Annotated in this window: 16 protein-coding genes; 2 read left to right on the forward strand and 14 right to left on the reverse strand. The window is 40.1% G+C overall.

Annotation, left to right across the window (positions count from 1 at the left end; all coding sequences use genetic code 11):
* Positions 1–30: 30 nt before the first annotated feature.
* Positions 31–1,098 (reverse strand): tyrosine recombinase XerS, encoded by a 1,068-nt coding sequence (gene xerS / locus PT278_RS01395; RefSeq protein WP_277129659.1) that lies wholly within the window; start codon positions 1,096–1,098, stop codon positions 31–33.
* Positions 1,099–2,459: 1,361 nt separating this feature from the next.
* Between xerS and PT278_RS01400 the strand changes: the two genes are divergently transcribed.
* On the forward strand, positions 2,460–2,819 hold the full coding sequence (locus tag PT278_RS01400) for a helix-turn-helix transcriptional regulator (RefSeq protein ID WP_122018189.1): 360 nt from the start codon (positions 2,460–2,462) through the stop codon (positions 2,817–2,819).
* A gap of 69 nt (positions 2,820–2,888) precedes the next feature.
* Here the strand turns inward: PT278_RS01400 and PT278_RS01405 are convergent, their stop codons facing one another.
* The 4 genes from PT278_RS01405 to parE all read right to left on the reverse strand — a co-directional run bounded on the left by PT278_RS01405 (position 2,889) and on the right by parE (position 9,394).
* On the reverse strand, positions 2,889–3,818 hold the full coding sequence (locus PT278_RS01405; protein ID WP_277129660.1) for a manganese-dependent inorganic pyrophosphatase: 930 nt from the start codon (positions 3,816–3,818) through the stop codon (positions 2,889–2,891).
* A 59-nt stretch (positions 3,819–3,877) separates the two neighbouring features.
* On the reverse strand, positions 3,878–4,813 hold the full coding sequence (locus tag PT278_RS01410; protein ID WP_277129661.1) for a LysR family transcriptional regulator: 936 nt from the start codon (positions 4,811–4,813) through the stop codon (positions 3,878–3,880).
* A 150-nt stretch (positions 4,814–4,963) separates the two neighbouring features.
* Positions 4,964–7,420, reverse strand: coding sequence for a DNA topoisomerase IV subunit A (gene parC, locus PT278_RS01415; RefSeq protein WP_277129662.1), 2,457 nt, complete (start codon positions 7,418–7,420; stop codon positions 4,964–4,966).
* 15 nt (positions 7,421–7,435) lie between these two features.
* Positions 7,436–9,394: a DNA topoisomerase IV subunit B gene (gene parE, locus PT278_RS01420; protein ID WP_277129663.1), complete on the reverse strand. Its 1,959-nt coding sequence runs from the start codon at positions 9,392–9,394 to the stop codon at positions 7,436–7,438.
* A 97-nt stretch (positions 9,395–9,491) separates the two neighbouring features.
* On the opposite strand from parE, the gene plsY reads away from it, so the two are divergent.
* Positions 9,492–10,127 (forward strand): glycerol-3-phosphate 1-O-acyltransferase PlsY, encoded by a 636-nt coding sequence (gene plsY, locus PT278_RS01425; RefSeq protein ID WP_277129664.1) that lies wholly within the window; start codon positions 9,492–9,494, stop codon positions 10,125–10,127.
* A gap of 122 nt (positions 10,128–10,249) precedes the next feature.
* Here the strand turns inward: plsY and PT278_RS01430 are convergent, their stop codons facing one another.
* The 9 genes from PT278_RS01430 to ylqF all read right to left on the reverse strand — a co-directional run bounded on the left by PT278_RS01430 (position 10,250) and on the right by ylqF (position 20,098).
* Positions 10,250–11,137, reverse strand: coding sequence for an aldose 1-epimerase family protein (locus PT278_RS01430; RefSeq protein ID WP_277129665.1), 888 nt, complete (start codon positions 11,135–11,137; stop codon positions 10,250–10,252).
* A gap of 18 nt (positions 11,138–11,155) precedes the next feature.
* Entirely contained in the window at positions 11,156–12,565 is a 1,410-nt protein-coding gene (gene hslU, locus PT278_RS01435; RefSeq protein ID WP_277129666.1) for an ATP-dependent protease ATPase subunit HslU, read from the reverse strand.
* Between the two features lie 15 nt (positions 12,566–12,580).
* The gene (hslV, locus tag PT278_RS01440) at positions 12,581–13,105 is read right to left on the reverse strand and encodes an HslU--HslV peptidase proteolytic subunit (protein ID WP_277129667.1); all 525 of its coding nucleotides are present in this window, start codon (positions 13,103–13,105) and stop codon (positions 12,581–12,583) included.
* Positions 13,105–14,028, reverse strand: a complete 924-nt coding sequence (gene xerC / locus PT278_RS01445) for a tyrosine recombinase XerC (protein WP_277129668.1) — start codon at positions 14,026–14,028, stop codon at positions 13,105–13,107. Before xerC ends, hslV begins: the two co-directional genes overlap by 1 nt.
* Positions 14,029–15,345 (reverse strand): methylenetetrahydrofolate--tRNA-(uracil(54)-C(5))-methyltransferase (FADH(2)-oxidizing) TrmFO, encoded by a 1,317-nt coding sequence (gene trmFO, locus PT278_RS01450; protein WP_277129669.1) that lies wholly within the window; start codon positions 15,343–15,345, stop codon positions 14,029–14,031.
* A gap of 86 nt (positions 15,346–15,431) precedes the next feature.
* Positions 15,432–17,543, reverse strand: coding sequence for a type I DNA topoisomerase (gene topA, locus PT278_RS01455; RefSeq protein WP_277129670.1), 2,112 nt, complete (start codon positions 17,541–17,543; stop codon positions 15,432–15,434).
* A gap of 65 nt (positions 17,544–17,608) precedes the next feature.
* Positions 17,609–18,457, reverse strand: a complete 849-nt coding sequence (dprA, locus tag PT278_RS01460; protein ID WP_277129671.1) for a DNA-processing protein DprA — start codon at positions 18,455–18,457, stop codon at positions 17,609–17,611.
* A gap of 52 nt (positions 18,458–18,509) precedes the next feature.
* A complete protein-coding gene (locus PT278_RS01465; protein ID WP_277129672.1) occupies positions 18,510–19,262 on the reverse strand; it encodes a ribonuclease HII in 753 nt (250 codons plus the stop codon).
* A complete protein-coding gene (ylqF, locus tag PT278_RS01470; protein ID WP_277129673.1) occupies positions 19,259–20,098 on the reverse strand; it encodes a ribosome biogenesis GTPase YlqF in 840 nt (279 codons plus the stop codon). The genes PT278_RS01465 and ylqF overlap by 4 nt, the downstream gene beginning before the upstream one ends.
* Between the last annotated feature and the right edge of the window lie 9 nt (positions 20,099–20,107).

Consider the following 20,107-nt stretch of genomic DNA (forward strand, 5'->3'; position numbering starts at 1 on the left):
CAGTTATTTAACAATAACTGGGCTTTTTGTCTATTTATTTTCGGTTTCAGAAATTTCGTTTAATGCGTCACGCTGTTTCTTTTGATCGACATGCGTATACAAATCAGTCGCTGAGGTGCCTTTTTGGCCAAGCTGCTGTGCTACAAGCACCTGGTCTTTAGTCACGCCATAGAGCTCAGAAGCAAGCGTATGACGCAATTTATGTGGCGTTAACGGGTGACCGAAGCTAGCAGAATACTTGTTGACCATTTTTTCAATCGCGTTAGTGGTCATTCTTTTTGTTTGTTGGTGCCACCGCGTTAAGAAAAATGCCGTTTCTTTCTTAGTGGCAGAATAACGTTCACGTCTAACTTTTTGATATTCAGTAATATAGTCTAAAGTCCATTCGGCAATTGGAACACTATCGCGCTGGCCACCTTTACGAGTTACATCAAGTGTAGCTTTTTTAAGGTTTAAATCTGCTAAATTAACGCCGGCACATTCAGAAACTCTAATTCCTGTACCTAAAATCAAGGCTATAATTGCCATATCACGTTCTTTATTGATTTTGAAGGCTGGCAATGCCTGCTTATTGCAGTGCTGCTCGTATTCATTTTCAATAAAATCAAGAAACTGATATTTTAATTTACCAATGTACATGTGTGACTCAAGAATGTGCGCCCGGTAATTCAGCGTTTTAGTATTATTAAGCGAGTCGATTTTAAGCATGACATTGCGTTCAAAGTAGGGCTGACCATCATTGTTGTCAGCTGTAATCGTTAAAAATTTAAATAGAGAGCGTAAGGCATTAATTGACCGATTAATCGTTGTCGGTGAGTTTAAATGTCCCTGTTGATTTTTCACGTGCCCCAAATAGTTAATGTACAGCATAATGTCATTGCGCCGTAAATTAGCCAGCGTGTCAACACTAATCTGACTATTATCTGGTGCAGATGAAATTCCTTCTTGACGCAACCAGTCAAAAAAGCGCCGAATTTCGGTTAAATATTGGTATGTTGTCGTTAAAGAATGGGTAGTGCCGAAATTATACTCTTTAACAAAATCCGGCATACCCTTAAGTTCGGTTTCAATTAAGTCTAAATACTTTTTAGTTTCCACAAATTTGTTCTCCTTAAAAGGTTGATTACATTTAATAATTATAAAGCAAAACTAGAATGTATGTTCGTTTTTTGATTATGCAAGTATTATAAACGAGCAGAGGAGGGAGACTAGCAGGCTTGAAGAGTCACAAAAATCAATATTCTAAGGCTATAAACTCTTATTCTTGCTAATGAAATAAGTTTTGCAGCAAATAGATTTTGTCAAAAATACGTTCAGTCTTTACAGATAATTTTATGAATTTGAAAAATTATATTTCATAAAATTTATCTACGAGTCATTAAATAAATTCAGTTAGTCAAACTAATTTAGCTAAAAATACTGTCACGTAGCCATTTATACCTATCATTAAAATTATAGTTTTAATGATAGCATGTGAAAATTTTTAAGTAAACCCGACTTAACCAAACACCAAGCCCGATCAAGTACTCCTCTTATGAATTATGTAACTTTATTAGCAAACAAACAACAATTTTCGAATTGCCAATCTCTTATAATTAATTACTGTTATTTGCCTTTAAACTCTTAATACTAATTCAAACTAGGTAATTAAGTTTTACAGTTATCGGGCAAAACCAGTTAATTTGACCGTAGAATTGCAATCTCAGCAATAAATAATAATGATTACTGCTCACAAAATTAATTTTGCTGCCGCTTATTAACTAAATAATCTTATTAGTAACAATTTGTCATACTACTAGCAATTAACAGCGACTCTTCCAAATTATAGTGATTTTTTGATATTACTTTACATAATATATATTATACGAAGTTATTACTTACGTAATTCTACCAATTACTCTTTTATATTCTCCTTCCCAAGTTCTTTCCTCTTAATTTTTTCTTGCACCACATAGCAACACTAAAAAAGGATTTGCACTAAGCAACTTCATAAAATAATTGCTGCCGAAAGAAAAATTCAGCTACTAAAAATTAATAAATATTCACTTAAATCAAGTAATTATTTAATTTATCTATCTATTTAATAAAAATCGTCTTTAAAAATTTAAATTTAAAGCACTTACTTGACCAAATTTAAATATATAACATTTAATAATTAACTATCCTTTAATCTTGCTATCCTACACTCCCATATAACAAGCTATTTATCCATTTAAGATAATATTTGCCACTTTTTCCCTTTTTTATTTTAAGTTGACTTTTTCTAGGTGCATTTTTATTTGAATTTTCAGCAAAATGTCCTACAATACTATCTGGGGTTTTTAAAAGTGAGCTTTAAGTTTTAAATTCATTAGTTAAACTTAAGGCTTGCACTTATTAATTTTATTGTTTTATTTTGTAATATATTTATTTTATAATATATAGGATAGAGTTTATTTTTTGAAAGGGTTGTTTATTCCATGAGTATAAATTTAGGAAAAGAAATATGCCGTCGTCGACGTGAACAAAAGCTGACACAGGAGGATCTCGCTGAATTAAGTGATTTGTCAGTTAACTTTATCTCACGTCTTGAACGTACTAAGAACCAAAACATTAGTATCCAAAAACTTGATTCAATTGCTAGAGCTTTGAATACAACAACACCGGATATTATCATGAATGCTTACCGCTTTAAGGAAGTTAAGGCTGAAAATCATCAAGATAATACTCCAGTATTCATCAAGAAGGTTCTTAACGAATTAAGAAAAATGGCTCCTGAAAAGGCTGAACGTGTATGTAAGTCTTTCATTATTTTAGCCAAAGAAATTAACAAAGATTAATTTTTAAAAGCAAAACAAAAAAGACGAAGTAGGATTAATTCCCTACTTCGTCTTTTTTGATATTTACTTTTAGTTAAAAGCTTCAGTCAATGGTGGGACAACTTGCTTCTTACGCGAAACAACTCCTGGTAAGCTGATTTCTGAATCAGTAACCTTACCAAATGCCTTCTCAAATGCTGCTTGAGCCTCATCTGAGCCCACTACAAGAGCCTTTGAATCAGAATCAAGCACATTGGTAATTAAGAGCATAAACATGTCATAGCCGTTAGCAGCTGATGCTTCTTGCATTGTCTTTAAGAACGCATCTTTACGTTCCATTGCTTCTGGCAAATCAACAACATTGATTTGAGCAACACGAACATTTTTGCCGTTAAGCGCAAAACTCTTGGCATCCAAATCAATTAGGTCTTCTTCTGACTTAGAAGCAATGTTGGTACCAGCTTTTAATTCTTCAAGACCGTAAGTTTGGTAGTCAACACCAGCAATCTTAGCTAAAGCTTCAACAGCTTCTTTGTCATCATCTGTAGTAGTTGGTGACTTGAGCAGCAAAGTGTCAGAAATAATTGCTGAAAGCATAATTCCAGCAATGTTTTGCGGAATTTCAACACCAAAGTGCTTGTATAACTTCCACATAATTGTACTTGTACAACCAACAGGTTCTGCTAAGTAAAACAATGGTGAACTAGTATCAAAGTTCATGATCCGGTGGTGGTCAACGACGTGAGTTACTGTCACTTGATCGATATCGGAAACACTCTGTTGCGGCTCATTGTGGTCAACAAGCATTACCTTATCAACTTCATTAGCAGCCGTTTTAATTACCCGTGGTGCTTCAAAGCCAAACTTCTTTAAAGCATAAGCAGTTTCATCGTTAGGCTCGCCTAATGCTACAGCTTCGGTATTGAAACCCAACTTATTTTGCAAATATGAGTAAGCTATCGCTGTCCCAATCGCATCAGTATCAGGATTTTGGTGGCCAAAAACTAACTCTTTTTCCATTAATCTTCCTCTTTCTTCTTTATAAAATAATCGTTCTATTCTATTTTAGCTAATAGACGTTATTTATCCAAGAAATTTTTGAATTCGGTCAAAATATTATTAATCCGCGGAACATCCTTTTTACCTTTACGATAAACCAGCGACACAGCAAATGGCTTGATTTCCTTTAAATGAATCGGCGTCAAGGTAATCTCATTCTTATGAGATTGGTAATATGCATCACTGACAAAGGTATCGTAATCAGTCTCCTGAGCTGTCTTAACTAACTGCTCAGTTGATGAAAAGCTAATTGGAACCGTCAGGCAATCCTTAACATTTGTCTTAGCGCCGAGTTTTTTCTTCATTAACTGGGTCAAGTAAAAATCATCCGGGTAAGCAACCCATTCTCGATGGGCAAAGCGTGAAATTGGGTATGACTGCCCTGCTTCAACTGTATCTTTATGGGTTAATACCGTTAATTGGTCTTCATAAATCGTGCAGTGCTCATATTGGTGTTGCAGTTCAGCCTGGCTCTTTTTGGTGCTGTCAGGTAAGAACATAACTGCAATATCAATTAAATTATTGTCTAAGTTAGACCATAAATTTTTGCGGTCATAATATGTCACGTTAAGTGTCACATCTGGGTTCTTCTGGTTGAAAGCAACCAAGAACTGCCGCAAGACTTCTGAATTAATGCTATCTAAGATACCAATTGAAACTTGACCCTTGTCAGCTTGAGTAAACTCCTGAATACCGCTGACAACTGAGTTAATTGTATTCAATAATTTAATTGCCCCAGTCTGCAGTTCCTTACCAGCCTCAGTTAAATAGAGCTTCTTACCCATTTGACCAAATAATGGCGTACCAATTGCATGTTCAATCTTTTTAATCTGCTGTGTCAACGCTGGCTGCGTAATTCCCAATATCTGCGCAGCTTGCGTATAGTTCATCGTATCAATTAATTGTAAAAAATAATGTAAGGACTTAGTTGAAAGTATTGTATCTGTTTTAGGCATGTAATAATTTCCTCTATCATAGCAAGAATATATTTATATTTACATGCTATTATCAAATAAAATTACGCTCATGTCAAAGTATAATTCAAAAACTTTTAACCCAACTATAAACATATTTTATTAAAAATCCGCTTATAAATTGTAAGCCCTTTAATTATTATCAGCTAACGGTTGGCCCAGCAGTAAGCTGACAGGCTGGCCATCACTGATTGTATCAATTACAAACGAACCATTTGAATAACGGTCGCCCACTGGATATTCATTAGTTTGTAATGTTACTTTTCTTTTACTGCTAGTAATAATATTTAAAGTGTGATTTTGCCCATAAGATACCAGTGCAGAAATTCTGTGTGGCTTCGTCTTTAATTCACGTAAAACAAGTACCCCACGCTTAGCCCGTGATACCTTGTTAATTAACTCTGCCTTGAATTGCTTAAAGGCTCCGCGCTGTGTAATCAATCCCACTTTAATTAAGTCCAGGTATTCAGGCTCAATTAAAATGTAAGACACGATAAAGTCATCATCTTTCAAATTAACTGATTTAACCCCAATGGCCTTGGCACCAGATGTCGGCACTTCACTTACATCATAACGAACGGCATAAGCATCACGCGTGAACAAGATAATTTCTGCTTTTGTATCCGGCTGAACAACATCAACGCGAACCACTTGGCTTTCTGTTGACTTCATCTTCATGGCAGTCATTGCCCTAGAGCGATATGTTCTCGTTGGCTGTAAATTAGCCAGCTCCAACTGTTTAATGTAGCCATCATTGGTAGCCAGCAAGAAGTTGACCTCTTTATCTAACTTATCAAACGCAAAAACCCGAATTACTTGTTCATCACTTGGCAAGCCGATTTCCTGAGACAAGTGCTGCCCTGTTTCTTTCCATTTAGCCTCAACTAATTCATGAACCGGACGATAAATAACATTACCGCGATTAGTAAACAAGTATAGACTAGCTAATGTTGAGATTGTCTTTTCAAAAACAACATCATCGCCATCAGGTAAACCATTTTCGGTATCATCACTTGATTGCCATGAGCGTAATGATGAACGCTTCAAATAGCCGTCACGACTGATTAAAACACGAACTTGTTCATCAGTCACTAATGCTTGTTCATCAATTTGGATTTTGGCAGTGGCAGTAGAAATTTCTGTTCGCCGCGGATTGCCAAATTCACGCTTAACAGCTGATAATTCGCGAATAATTTCTTTGTCCAAAACCTTAGGATCAGACAACAATTGTTGATACTGGTCAACCTTCTCGTTTAAGTCCGTCTGTTCTGCAACTAATGCATCAACATCGGTGTTAGTCAAACGATACAGTTGCAGGGAAACAATCGCTTCCGCTTGTCTTGAGGTAAAGTCAAAATTAACCGTCAAATTCTTCTTGGCATCAGCTTTATTCTTCGACCCACGAATAACCTTAATCACCTGATCTAAGATATCCATTGCATGGATCAGACCTTGAATGATTTCTAAACGATTTTGTGCCTTATTCAAGTCAAACTTAGTTCGCTTGATGACAACATCCTTTTCGTGGTCAAGATAAGAAGCCAAAATATGCTTCAATCCCACTTGAACTGGCGTCATATTATCAATTGCAACCATGTTGAAGTTATAAGAAACTTGCAGTTCAGTATTCTTGAATAGATAATTCAAAATATTTTGCGCGTCAGCATCCTTTTTAAGTTCAACAACGATTGATAATCCGTGACGGTCAGTTTCATCACGAACTTCTGCAATCCCGTCAATCTCCTTATTAAGGCGGATTTCATCCATTTTCTTAACCATTAGGGCCTTATTGACAGCAAATGGAATTTCGGTAATCACAATTTCTTGGCGGTGGCCACGGATTTCTTGAATTGAAGTCTTAGCCCGAACCTGGATCCGGCCGCGACCAGTCTCATAAGCTTCACGTAGTCCCTTTTGCCCCATGACAATTGCCCCTGTAGGAAAATCTGGACCTTGAACATACTTCATCAGGTCGTCAAGCGTAGCATCTGGATGTTTCAATAAATATATCGTGGCATCAATTACTTCAGACAAGTTGTGTGGCGGAATATCAGTCGCATAACCTGAAGAAATTCCAGTTGAACCATTAACCAGCAAATTAGGAAATCTAGCTGGCAAAACTGTCGGTTCATATTCCGTGTCATCGAAATTCAGCACCATATTGACGGTTTCTTTATCAATATCCTGGAGCAGCATGTTGGAAATCTTGTTCAGTCGTGATTCCGTATAACGCATGGCCGCTGGACCATCGCCGTCCATTGAACCATTGTTACCGTGCATTTCAACTAGCGGCTCACGCATTTTCCAATCTTGTGATAAGTGAACTAGCGCCCCATAAATCGAACTGTCGCCATGTGGGTGAAAGTTACCCATGATGTTTCCTACAGCCTTGGCTGCTTTTTTAAACGGCTTGTCGTAAGTGTTATTATCCTGATACATTGCGTAAAGGATTCTTCTTTGCACTGGCTTTAAGCCATCACGAATATCCGGCAGAGCCCGTTCTTGAATGATATATTTGGAATATCGTCCAAATCGTTCACCCATGACCTGCTCAAGCGGCATTTCACGAATTCGTTCTTGTATCGCCATTAATTAAAAACCTCTTTACTCATTTTCTTCTTCTAAGATTGACGCGTTCTCGCCCATTCTAAATTTAACGTTCTGTTCAATCCATTTCCGTCTAGCAGCAACCTTATCACCCATTAGTGTCGTAACACGCCGTTCAGCCAGAGCAGCATCATCTATCTTCACCCGAATTAACATTCTGGATTCTGGATTCATGGTCGTCTGCCATAACTGTTCGGCATTCATTTCACCCAGACCCTTAAATCTTTGCAGCATATAGCCACGACCCATATTCTTTTCATCGGTTGCTAATTCTTCATCAGTCCAGGAATACTTAACTTGTGCCTTCTTACCGCGGCCCTTTTGCAGGCGATAAAGCGGCGGCAGAGCAATATAAACCTTACCTTGTTCAATCATTGGCCGCATGTACCGGTAGAAAAATGTCAGCAGCAGAATTTGAATGTGCGCACCATCGTCATCGGCATCCGTCATGATAATTACTTTGTCATAATTGGAATCTTCTGCCTTAAATTCGGCTCCAACTCCAGCACCAATGGTATAAATCATGGTGTTGATTTCTTCATTTTTGAAGATATCTTGTAATTTAGCCTTTTGGGTATTCAGAACTTTACCCCGCAGTGGCAAAATTGCTTGAAACTTTCGGTCTCGGCCTTGCTTAGCAGAACCACCGGCAGAATCACCCTCAACCAAGAACAATTCATTCTTTTTAGGATTACGCGATTGCGCTGGGGTTAACTTCCCAGACAAAACTTCTTTCTTGCGGCGTTTTTTACCATTACGGCTTTCATTACGTGCCTTTTTGGCTGCTTCCCGAGCATCCCTCGCCCGTTGCGCCTTCTTAACCAAATCCTGGGCTAACTCCCCATTTTCCATTAAGTAATATGACATCTTCTCGTAAACGAGTGTATCAACCACCGAACGTGCTTGCGGCGTACCCAATTTACCCTTAGTCTGACCTTCAAACTCAAGTAATTCTTCCGGAATCTTTACTGAAAGAACGGCACTAAGACCTTCACGATAGTCAGACCCATCAATATTTTTATCTTTTTTACCAAGCAGACCCTGCTTTTTGGCATAATCGTTAAACGCCCGTGTAAAACCACTTCGTGCACCAACTTCATGAGTACCACCATCAGCTGTACGAACGTTATTAACAAACGAAACCAGATTTTCTGAATAGCTGTCACTATATTGACCACTAAACTCAACTTCCATCCCGTCTTGCTTGCCTTCAAAATAAAAGACATCGTTCAGAGTGTCTTTACCTTCATTCAGATAAGACACAAAGGACTTAATCCCGTCATCGTACTTAAAATCATCATGATGTTCCGGCTCACGTTCATCAGTCAAAACAAACCGAACACCCTTTAACAAGAATGCCGACTCACGAATACGTTCCTGAATCGTTTCATACTTATACTTAACCGTTGAAAAAATAGTTTCATCAGGCTTAAACGTAATTGTTGTTCCAGTTTTTTCCTTAGTCTTACCCAGTGACTTTAAAGTTCCTACTGGATGACCGCCCTCAGCAAACTCTTCTTCATAAGCTTTACCGTCACGGACAACCCTAACTTTTAGATAACTGGACAGAGCATTAACAACAGAAGAACCAACACCGTGCAGACCACCTGATGTCTTATAATTTTGTTCAGTAAACTTACCACCTGCATGCAAAACAGTCAGGATAACCTCAATCGTCGGCTTTCCTGACTTATGCATCCCTGTTGGCATTCCTCGACCAAAATCGCGCACAGTCACGCTATTATCCTGATGAATTGTCACATCAATTTCTTTACCATAGCCAGCCATTGCCTCATCAACTGAGTTATCGACAATTTCGTAAACCAATTGATTTAGACCATGGATGTCAGTTGACCCGATATACATCCCCGGCCGTTTTCTGACTGCTTCTAAACCGTGAAGAATCTGAATTGACGAGTCATCATAAGAACTTGTTTTTTTATTTGTTTTAACCAAATAAACTCCTCCAGTTATTAAATCATTTAAAAATTCACCGCCAACTTGGATAATTTTTGCTAAAATAGCTTTAATACACTAAGAGAGCAGGATTTAAATGATAAATTTGAAATTATTACTGGTATTTATTCTAGCATACTTAATAGGATCCTTCCCGACGGGGGTAATTGTCGGCAAATTATTCTTCCATGAGGACATCCGTAAATACGGGTCGGGAAATATCGGTACCACCAACTCATTTCGGGTATTCGGACCGGTTGCCGGCAGCTTCGTACTAGTTGTTGATGTTCTCAAGGGAACACTTGCAACCTGTCTGCCACGCATCTTTCATTTGCCGTACCCTAAGTATGTTTTACTAATTTGCGGTGGGCTAGCTGTTTTAGGCCATACCTTCTCAGTCTTCCTTAAATTTAAGGGCGGGAAGGCAGTAGCCACAAGCGCCGGTGTCTTCTTAGGCTACAATCTCCAATTCTTTGGTGTTTGTGCAGCAATCTTTTTACCGCTGGTCTTTATCACATCGTACGTTAGCTTATCAAGCCTGATCGCAATTACAGCAATATTTATTGCGTCATTTTTCTTTCACGATATTTTCTTAACCATCATTGCGGGCGTGATGCTCATTATTCTTTTTACAAGACACCGCGATAACATTAAACGCCTTGAGCACCACAGTGAGAATATCATCCCGTTCGGTTTGCTTTATTGGTATAAAAAGCGGCACCACAAATTATAAACTAGAAATAAATACAGCCAGTTAAACCTTAGTTTACTGGCTTTTATATTATAGCTATTCGAACAATTGTTCGCAAGCATTAATTATAAGTAAAAAGAGACACGTTAGTGTCTCTTTTTTGCCTAATTTTGATCATGAAAAGCCATGCCAAAACCTGCTGTAAAAGTATCTTCTTGAGCCAGATGGTTCATGCCGTACTTTTCTTCTAACTTACCATTCGTATCACTTAGATCCGCAATTCCCCACCAGGGTTCAATACAAACATAATCGGCTGTTTGCGGATATTGTGACCAAACACCGACAAATGGTGCATCCCGCAGCCAAACATTAACATGAAAATCACTCGTTTCCGTTCTAAGTGAGACCTTATTATCATGGCCCTTCATCTGAAAAATCAACGCGTCATTCTTAAATAAGTGATCGCTTAACGTAATCAGACTGTTGGTTGAGGCTAGCGAACGATTATCCCAGTCTAAATAGGAACCCTTTAACGGAATTTGTACTCTCGCAATCGAAGGCTTGGTACTAAAGTAGTAATCTTCCTTAGTAATTGAGTTAGTCGTTGGAATATTAAATCCCGGATGGCCACCAATACCAAAAATCATTTCTCCAGCTGACTTATTCGTCACGCTAAAGTTCTCTTCAAGCAAGTTATTTAACAGATTATAGTTGACCCGCAATTCAAACTTAAACGGATAAATCTTTCTTGTTTCGGGAGTATCCTTAAGCAAAAAGGTAATACTCTCTGCCGTCTGCTGTTCAACGCTAAACTCCATGTCACGTGCAAAGCCGTGCTGCGTCATATGATAAGTCTTACCCTGGTAGGTATACTCATCATTTTTAAGCCGGCCAACGATTGGAAATAATACTGGCGCATGGCGTCCCCAGACATTAGGATCTGCCTGCCAGAGGTATTCATAGCCGCTATGCTGACTCTTAACGCTTTGCAGTTCCGCACCCTTACTTGAAATAACAACTTTTAAAATTGTATTTTTGATAATGTAGTCCATCTCACTCATCATCCTTTGTTAAAGAATAAACTTAGTTAAATCTTTATTTGTTATTATATCACTAAGTTTTCCATTAACATATGCTTCAGTTACCGTAATTTCACCCATTTCCATGTCTGGGCCTTCATACAGAACGTCTTCAAGCAATTTCTCAAGGATTGTCGACAGTCGTCTAGCACCAATATTATCTGTACCTTGGTTAACATCGAAGGCAATCTGGGCAATTCGTTCAACAGCTTCTTGTGTAAAGATTAATTTAATTCCGTCAGCCTTTAATAAAGCAACGTACTGCTCTAAGAGGGAATCTTCCGGATCCTTAAGAATTTTAACGAAGTCATCCTTAGACAAAGCATTCAGTTCCACTCTAATTGGAAACCGTCCTTGCAATTCGGGAATTAAGTCGCTTGGCTTAGTTTCAGCGAATGCTCCTGCGGCAATAAAAAGAATATGGTCGGTTGAAACTGGGCCATACTTTGTCTGCACGGTTGAGCCTTCAACTATTGGCAGAATGTCACGTTGAACACCTTCACGAGAAACTTCACCAGAGTTTTTCTTATTACCGGAAGTAATCTTATCAATTTCATCAATAAAGATAATCCCGTTGTTGGTAGTCCGCTCAATTGCCTTTTGGTAAAGCGTGTCGTAGTCAATCAACTTATGTGATTCTTCTTGAATTAAGACTTCACGAGCATCTTTTACCGGTAAAGTTCGCTTAACCTTCTTCTTAGGTACCAAATCGCTTAGCATGGAACTCATATCAATGCCCATTTGCCCCATCATGTCACCCATTGGGTTAACTTTTGGTGCCTGTTCGACCTCAATCGTAACTTCACGGTCTTCTAATAGGCCCTTGCTTAATTGTTCAGCGACCGTTAACCGCTGGTTGCGAATTTCATCAGTTACTTCTTCTTGATCGGCATCTTTAGCTTGCTGATCGTCTTGTCCGCTGCCCATTAACATTGACATCATATTTTGCATTTCCTGCATCTGATTTTGATGTTTTTCATGCTTAATGCCGGGTACTAATAACCGTACCAAAGTCTTATTGACTTCCTTAGCAGCTTGAGCGCGCACATGGTCAAATTGATCTTTTTCTTCCATCCGCACAGCTTCATTAACTAAGTCACGCACCATTGATTCAACATCGCGGCCGACATAACCAACTTCAGTAAACTTAGTTGCTTCAACCTTAACAAAAGGTGCATCGACAATTGCGGCAAGCCGCCGTGCAATTTCGGTCTTACCAACACCGGTTGGACCAGCCATCAGCAAGTTCTTTGGGGTAATATCCTCCTGCATTTTCTTTGGCAGCTGCATGCGGCGGTAACGGTTATAAAGTGCAATCGCAACCGACTTTTTAGCTTCATCTTGCCCAATAATGTATTCATTTAGCAAATTGACAATTTGCTTTGGTGTTTTTATTTCCATGAATTTTTCTCCTAATTAGAGTTCATCCGTAATAATTTGATTATCAGTAAAAATATCAATTCCCGAAGCAATTTCAACGGCTTCATGGGCAATTTCTTCTGCTGACATCCCCGAAGAATGTCTCGTTAAAGCAATTGCGGCAGCTTGCGCAAAGTTACCACCAGAACCGATGGCAACAACGTTTTCATCTGGTTCCAGCACTTCACCGTTTCCAGAAATCAACAATAAGTCTTTTTCATCAAACGCAATGAGCATTGCATCTAACTTTTGCAATGTTGCATCCTTACGCCATGATTGTGCCATCTCAACAGCTGCCCGGCGCAGATCACCGCCAAAAGCTTCTAGTTTGCCTTCCAACATGTCTTGCAGACTAACGGCATCAGCTACACCGCCGGCAAAGCCGATTACAACGCGGTCATGATAGATCCGGCGAATCTTTTTAGCTGTTGCCTTGGCGATTACCTTTTCACCCAAGGTAACTTGACCGTCACCGGCAATTGCTGTTTTACCATTAAATTTTACTGAACAAATTGTTGTCATTATTTTGCCTCATCTTTCTGATTATTACGAGTAAAAAACTGCTCGTAATTAGCCTGTAAGTGGCTCATTGTAACATGGGTATATATTTGAGTTGTCGATAAATTGGCATGCCCCAGTAATTCTTGCACACTGCGTAAGTCGGCGCCATTATTAAGCATTGCCGTCGCAAATGAGTGCCGCAATTCGTGGGGATGCACCTTACCGCTAACCCCCGCCTTATTAAATACTTTTTGCATGACATATTCAATTCCCCGCGGCGTAATTGGGTGCCCCTGATTATTTAAAAAGACTGTCTGGGTATCATCTTGCTGACCAAGAAGCTGCGGCCGTGCATCTGTTAAATACTGCACCAAAGCTGTCTTGGTTTGCTCATCAAAGGCCACATAACGATCCTTATTGCCTTTACCATGAACCAGAATAACTTTTAGGTCCAAATCCAGCTGCCCGATTTTTAATTCACTAACTTCGCTTACCCGCATGCCAGTTGTATAGAACAATTCAAACATCGCAAGGTTGCGCTCTGTTAGTGGATCAGTCGCCGTCAAAGTCGCAAAAACCTGCTTCATTTCCGGAGTATAGAAAAATTGCGGCAGCTTACGGTTCTTTTTGTGCAATGTAATCGTCTGTGTTGGATTAACCTTGACGATCTTACGTCGCACTAAAAAACGATAAAAGGATCGTAAACTAGACATCTTCCGCGCTTGTGTCGTTCGCGTTAAGTTTCGCTCTGCAAGACTTTGTAAAAAAATCTCAACATCACGTTCACTAATCTTTTGCCACGACACAAAACCACCATTAGTCTGCCAAAATGCCTTTGCCTCAAGCAAATCAGTTTGGTAAGACTTAATCGTTTTGCTGCTGTAATGCCGCTCATTTTGCAAATAAGAAATAAAGCTTTGCAATTCTTGATCCTGCGTTGACATTTAACCCAAGACTTCCTCTTTAAATTTAGCCAAACTTGCTAAACCACGTTCACTAATCTTTTCGTGCCGTTCACGCTTATTCCGGATTTTTTTACCTTCAAGCCCAGGAATAAGGGCAAAGCTGGCATTCATTGGCTGAAAATGCTTCGCACTAGTTGTAGTGACGTAGTTAGCCATTGACCCAAGCGCTGTCACTTTAGGAAAGGCAACGGTATCTTCACTCATCGCCCGTCTAGCAGCATTAATTCCAGCAACCAAACCACTGCCGGCACTTTCAACATAGCCTTCAACCCCAGTCATTTGACCGGCAAAGAACAACCCCGGTTGCTTTTTGGCTTCATAACTAGCAGTTAAGACCTCTGGTGAAGCCATGTAAGTATTGCGGTGCATTTTACCATAACGGACAAACCGCGCATCGGCTAATCCCGGAATCATTGAAAAGACCTGCTTTTGCTCACCGTATTTTAAGTGAGTTTGAAAGCCAACAATATTATACATCGAAGCAGAAGCATTATCTTGCCGCAATTGAACAACAGCATACGGTGTCTTACCAGTATGCGGGTCTTCCAGACCAACTGGCTTCAAAGGACCGAACAACATGGTTTTGCTTCCCCGAGCAGCCATGACTTCTATTGGCATACAGCCCTCAAACACGTCACTATTTTCAAAGCCGTGCATTTCAGCAGTTTCCGCATTAACCAATTCTTGAGCAAAGCGATCGTATTCTTCTTTAGTCATTGGGCAGTTCAGATAAGCGGCTTCCCCGCGGTCATAGCGTGACTTTTTATAAACAATGTCTTGATCGATCGAATCAGCGGCCACAATTGGTGCTGCCGCATCAAAAAAGTGCAGGCTGTCAGTTCCAGAAAATTGCTGAATTTGACCAGCTAAGGCATCACTTGTTAGTGGTCCTGTTGCAATTACCGTAATTCCATCTTGAGGAATAGCTGTGATTTCTTCATCATGGAAGGTCACATTAGGCAGTGAGCGTAACTTTTCAGTGACATACTCGCTAAATTTATCCCGATCAACGGCTAATGCACCACCTGCTGGAACTTGTGTCTTGTCAGCAGCTTCCAAAATAAGCGAGTCTAACTGCCGCATTTCTTCTTTTAACAAGCCAACGGCATTTGACAACTGGTTGGACCGCATCGAGTTAGTGCAGACTAATTCCGCAAAGTTGCCAGTCTTATGTGCTGGCGTTAACTTTGTAGGTCGCATTTCGTACAGGTCAACCTGGATTCCGCGCTTTGCTAACTGCCAGGTTGCCTCACTACCGGCAAGGCCACCACCAATTACTGTTACATTTTTAGGCATTCTAAGATATTCCTTTTCTAAAAAATATTTTTCTAAATACAAGAATATCATCAAACCATGTCTGACTTGATGATATTAACTTAAATTTAACTTTCTTTTACAGCGCCTTCATCCTTAGGCTCTTCCTTATAGTCGCCGTTAGGACAAAGAACAACCAGGCCTTTTTTGTTTTTCTTCTCAACCAAAAAGTGACCATCATTAGGACAATTACGGTTGATCGGTTTATCCCATGAGACAAAGTCGCATTCTGGATAACGGGAACAGCCGAAGAATTTACGGTTACGCTTAGATTTCTTTTCGACAACATCCCCCTTGCCGCATTTCGGACAAGTGACACCAATCTTCTTCACAATTGCCTTGGTATTACGGCAATCAGGGAAGCGTGAACAAGCATAGAACTTACCGTACCGACCCATCTTAATGACCATTGGTGCCCCACAGATATCGCAGTTAAAGCCAGCTGGTTCATCCTTAATCTGAACCTTCTTAATATCGGTATCTGCCTTATCAAGTTCCTTTTTGAATGGGTGGTAATACTCGTCAATGACCTTGACCCAATCTTTCTTCCCCTCCTCGACACTATCGAGGTCATTTTCCAATTGCGCGGTAAAATCAACGTTAACAATGTCAGGGAAGAACTTCTCAATTAAGTCATCAACAATTTCACCTAATTCTGTTGGGACAATTGCCTTACCCTCAAGTTTGACATAATAGCGTCTTTGAATTGTATCAATGGTTGGTGCGTATGTCGATGGCCGGCCGACGCCGTTTTCTTCAAGTGAACGCACCAAGCTAGCTTCAGTGTATCGTGCTGGCGGCAACGTAAAGTGCTGCTTGTTATCCGACTTAACTAACTTAACTTGGTCGCCTTCATTTAAATCTGGCAATTCGACATTGTTTTCCTGTTGATTATCGTAAACCTTGGTAAATCCAGGAAACTTCATCTTCGAACCAGTTGTTCTGAAAGTAACACCATTTTGCTCAATATCAGCTCTGACTGTGTCATAAACAGCCGGTGTCATTTCACTAGCCAAAAAGCGTGACCAAATTAACTTGTACAGCCGGTATTGCTCAGTGGTTAAAACATCTTTAAGCGATTCCGGTGTCCGATAAATACTGGTAGGTCTAATTGCTTCATGAGCATCTTGGGCATCTTGAGCATTCTTAAAGTGCCGCTGACCCTTTGCCGCATATTCCTTACCATATTTTTCATTTAAAAACTTGGATGCTTCAGCTTGCGCGATCGGTGATGTCCGCTTAGAGTCGGTTCTCATATAGGTAATTAAACCAACTGTTCCTTCTTTACCCAAGCTAATTCCTTCATAGAGCTGTTGGGCAATACTCATTGTCCGTCTTGTCCGGTAATTAAGTCGCTTATTGGCTTCCTGCTGCATTGTCGAAGTTGTGAATGGCGCAGCCGGCTGCCGGCGCCGCTCACGAGCAACGACTTTAGTGACATTAAACGGCTGCTTCTTATCAATTTTAGCTAAAACGTCTTGAACAGCCTCATTATTTGGCAGTTCCTTCTTTTTGCCGTCAACACCCCAAAATTGTGACTTGAAAGCTTTCTGGTCCTTTTTAAATTCGGCATCAATTGTCCAATACTCTTCCGGTTTGAAGTTCTTGATTTCCTTTTCGCGGTCAATTACCAACTTTAAGGCAACTGATTGCACCCGGCCGGCACTCAAGCCCTTCTTAACCTTATCCCATAAAATTGGGGATAATGAATAACCAACTATCCGGTCAAGGATTCGCCGTGCTTGCTGGGCATTAACCGTATCCATATCAATCGCCCGGGGATGCTTAAAGCTTTCTTTAACGGCATCCTTGGTAACCTCATTAAAAGTTACCCGGTTCTTCGCTGTATCATCAAGGTTTAATGCGTGAGCAACATGCCAGGCAATTGCTTCTCCTTCACGGTCGGGGTCGGATGCCAGATAAACATCTTTGGCCTTCTTAGCTTCCGACTTTAATTCCTTAATCGTGTCGCCTTTACCCCGAATTGAAATATATTTTGGCTTGTAATTATTATCAAAATCAATTCCCATTTGTGACTTTGGTAAATCGCGAATATGTCCTTTAGAAGCAATTACACGATAATTACGCCCTAAATATTTTTCAATCGTCTTGGCCTTTGCCGGCGATTCTACTATAACTAATGTTTTTTTACTTTTACGTTTCTTTGACTTAGTAGGCATCAAATGCCTCCTCATTAAAATTCTATTTTTAAAAAATACTATTCTGAGAATAGAATATTTAATGGCTAGTTGTCAAATCTTTCATTTAATTTAAAGTCAGTAATTGGGTTAGCGCCAACTGCAATCAGCTTGTTAGGACCTGCCGATAATGGACTAGTAATTGGACCTGGCACCGCATAAACATTGCGATTTTCTTGCAAAGCCAAATTAGCCGTAATCAGGGAACCTGACTTTTCCTTTGCCTCCGTGACTACGACACTTTCGGCTAGACCAGCTAAAATGCGATTACGCTCAGGGAAGCGAAAGGGCCGCGGCGGTGTATCAGGTAAATATTCACTCAAAATTAGCCCCTGCTGGACAATTTTTTCTTGTGTGTTGTGGTTAATCATCGGGTAATAATGATTTAAGCCGTTACCGACAACCGCTATTGTCTGACCCTGATTTTGCAAAGTTGCCTGATGTGCTAAAACATCAACGCCTTTAGCTAAGCCACTAGCAATTACAATGTCATGCTTAACCAAATCAGGCACAAGTTGCGCCAAAACTTGCTGACTATAGACCGTTGCCTGCCGTGAACCAACAATGGTCACAATTCTTTTTTGGAGCAAGGCAATGTTCCCGCGAGCAAACAAAATTAGAGGCGGCTGGTATATCTGCCGCAATTGTTCAGGATAATTATCATCAAAGAAGCTGATTACCTGACACTGCTTTTTAATTCGTTTAATCACTTTGCCAAATTTTTCCGACTTAAAAGCAGCTATACTGGCTTCTTTCACTCCCAGTGGCAAGGTCATCTCTTTCAGCGTTTGCAGATTTACCTGCTCATCGTCCAATTGACTGGCAATCTGCAGCATTTTGACGTAGCCCAATCCCTTTTGTAACTTTAGGCGTAACAAAAAATTTGTTTTTTCCATTAAAAAAGCCTCCTAATTACAAATACGTAAAAAAGGAGGAAATATTCTATTTTTACTTAAAAAAATCGCTGACCGGGGCAAAAGTCTTACGGTGAATTGGGGTTGGCCCGTACTCCTTTAGTGCAGCAAGATGTGCACTAGTGCCATAACCAGCATTATGGTCAAATTGGTATTGCGGGTAAATCTTGCCATAATCAGCCATTAATTTATCACGAAAGACCTTGGCGACAATGGAAGCAGCGGCGATAGAATTAGACTTTGCATCCCCCTTAATTAGGCGCACCTGCGGCAAGTCAACCGGGACATCCATCGCATCAACTAACAATGCATCTGGCTTACGGTCAAGATCCATAACTGCCTGCGCCATCGCTAACCGGTCAGCTTCATAAATATTAATTTCGTCAATTACCTGGGCACTTTTAACACCCACGGCAACACTGACTGCTTCTTGCAAGATTTTCGGATATAGTTCTAGGCGCTTTTGCGGCGTCAGCTTTTTAGAATCATTAACATCAAGCAGATCAAAATTGTCATCGATAATGACGGCAGCCGTAACTACTGGTCCCGCCAAGGGACCACGACCTACTTCGTCCACACCGGCAACGATCTGTCCTTTAGCCCAAAATTCCTGTTCATACTGCATTCTAGTTAAAAAGTCGGCCTTTTTTTGCGCCAGCTTTTCTTTACGACGGTAATAACTGGCTAATAACTTTTGGACTCCTGCACGTGGATCAGCGCTTAACGAGGCTAATTCTGCTTCACTAACCTCAGTTGTAAGCAGCTCTTTTATTTCTTTAATTGTCATGGGCGATCCAGCGTAATTCGACCAACTTTACCCTTACGCAGCCGCTGCAGTAAGTAAAGTGAAAAGCGGTCATAATCATCCCGCATCCCGTAAGATTCGGTCATTGCCAGCAATAGGTCAGTATCGTTAATCTTAGCAATTTCGTCCTTAGGTGTACGGGCAAATTTTGCCAAATTAGCCAAATAATATTTACGCAAATTCTTCATTAAAAACAGCGCCACGTCATCGGCATGAAAGATACTGTCCTTAATGGCACCAAAGGCAGCTAACTTGTAGCCGACTTCTTGGTCGTCAAATTTAGGCCATAAAATTCCCGGTGTGTCTAAAATTTGAATATTAGTCTGGGTTTTAAGCCATGTTTGACCCTTAGTTACGCCTGGCTTATTTCCGACTGCAGCCACATTGCGGCCAACCAAACGATTAATAATTGTTGACTTACCACAGTTAGGGATGCCGGCTAAGGCAATTCTAATCACCGGATTAGAAGCCCCCTTGGCTTCAAGCTTTTCTACTTTAGCCGCCGCGGCTTTTTTAACCATGCGAACTAGCACCTGCATGTTGGTATTATGCAGTGAGTCCATCGCCATGACAAATTTGCCTTTACCGGTCAATTTCTTTTGCCAAATTTTAGTTAATACCGGATCAGCTAAGTCTGCCTTATTTAAAATTATTAAGTGCGGTTTATTACCCACTAATTCCTCAATCATTGGATTTCTTGATGATTGCGGGATACGGGCATCCAAGACCTCAACTAGAACGTCAATCAGCCCCATCTTGTCTTCAAGCTGGTTGCGCGCCTTGTTCATATGTCCCGGATACCATTGAATTGTCGCCATCTTTTGTCC

Origin of the sequence: Lactobacillus sp. ESL0703, assembly GCF_029433435.1 — a bacterium.
Classification (GTDB): domain Bacteria; phylum Bacillota; class Bacilli; order Lactobacillales; family Lactobacillaceae; genus Lactobacillus.

Bases quoted from the DNA above. Each gene is read 5' to 3' on its own strand.
- dprA (WP_277129671.1), bottom strand. From the start codon at position 18,457: ATGGAAAAAACAAATTTTTTGTTACGCCTAAAGTTACAAAAGGGATTG.
- PT278_RS01430 (WP_277129665.1), bottom strand. From the start codon at position 11,137: ATGGACTACATTATCAAAAATACAATTTTAAAAGTTGTTATTTCAAGT.
- PT278_RS01465 (WP_277129672.1), bottom strand. From the start codon at position 19,262: ATGACAATTAAAGAAATAAAAGAGCTGCTTACAACTGAGGTTAGTGAA.
- parC (WP_277129662.1), bottom strand. From the start codon at position 7,420: ATGGCGATACAAGAACGAATTCGTGAAATGCCGCTTGAGCAGGTCATG.
- plsY (WP_277129664.1), top strand. From the start codon at position 9,492: ATGATAAATTTGAAATTATTACTGGTATTTATTCTAGCATACTTAATA.
- hslV (WP_277129667.1), bottom strand. From the start codon at position 13,105: ATGACAACAATTTGTTCAGTAAAATTTAATGGTAAAACAGCAATTGCC.
- xerC (WP_277129668.1), bottom strand. From the start codon at position 14,028: ATGTCAACGCAGGATCAAGAATTGCAAAGCTTTATTTCTTATTTGCAA.
- hslU (WP_277129666.1), bottom strand. From the start codon at position 12,565: ATGGAAATAAAAACACCAAAGCAAATTGTCAATTTGCTAAATGAATAC.
- trmFO (WP_277129669.1), bottom strand. From the start codon at position 15,345: ATGCCTAAAAATGTAACAGTAATTGGTGGTGGCCTTGCCGGTAGTGAG.
- topA (WP_277129670.1), bottom strand. From the start codon at position 17,543: ATGCCTACTAAGTCAAAGAAACGTAAAAGTAAAAAAACATTAGTTATA.
- PT278_RS01405 (WP_277129660.1), bottom strand. From the start codon at position 3,818: ATGGAAAAAGAGTTAGTTTTTGGCCACCAAAATCCTGATACTGATGCG.
- ylqF (WP_277129673.1), bottom strand. From the start codon at position 20,098: ATGGCGACAATTCAATGGTATCCGGGACATATGAACAAGGCGCGCAAC.
- PT278_RS01400 (WP_122018189.1), top strand. From the start codon at position 2,460: ATGAGTATAAATTTAGGAAAAGAAATATGCCGTCGTCGACGTGAACAA.
- PT278_RS01410 (WP_277129661.1), bottom strand. From the start codon at position 4,813: ATGCCTAAAACAGATACAATACTTTCAACTAAGTCCTTACATTATTTT.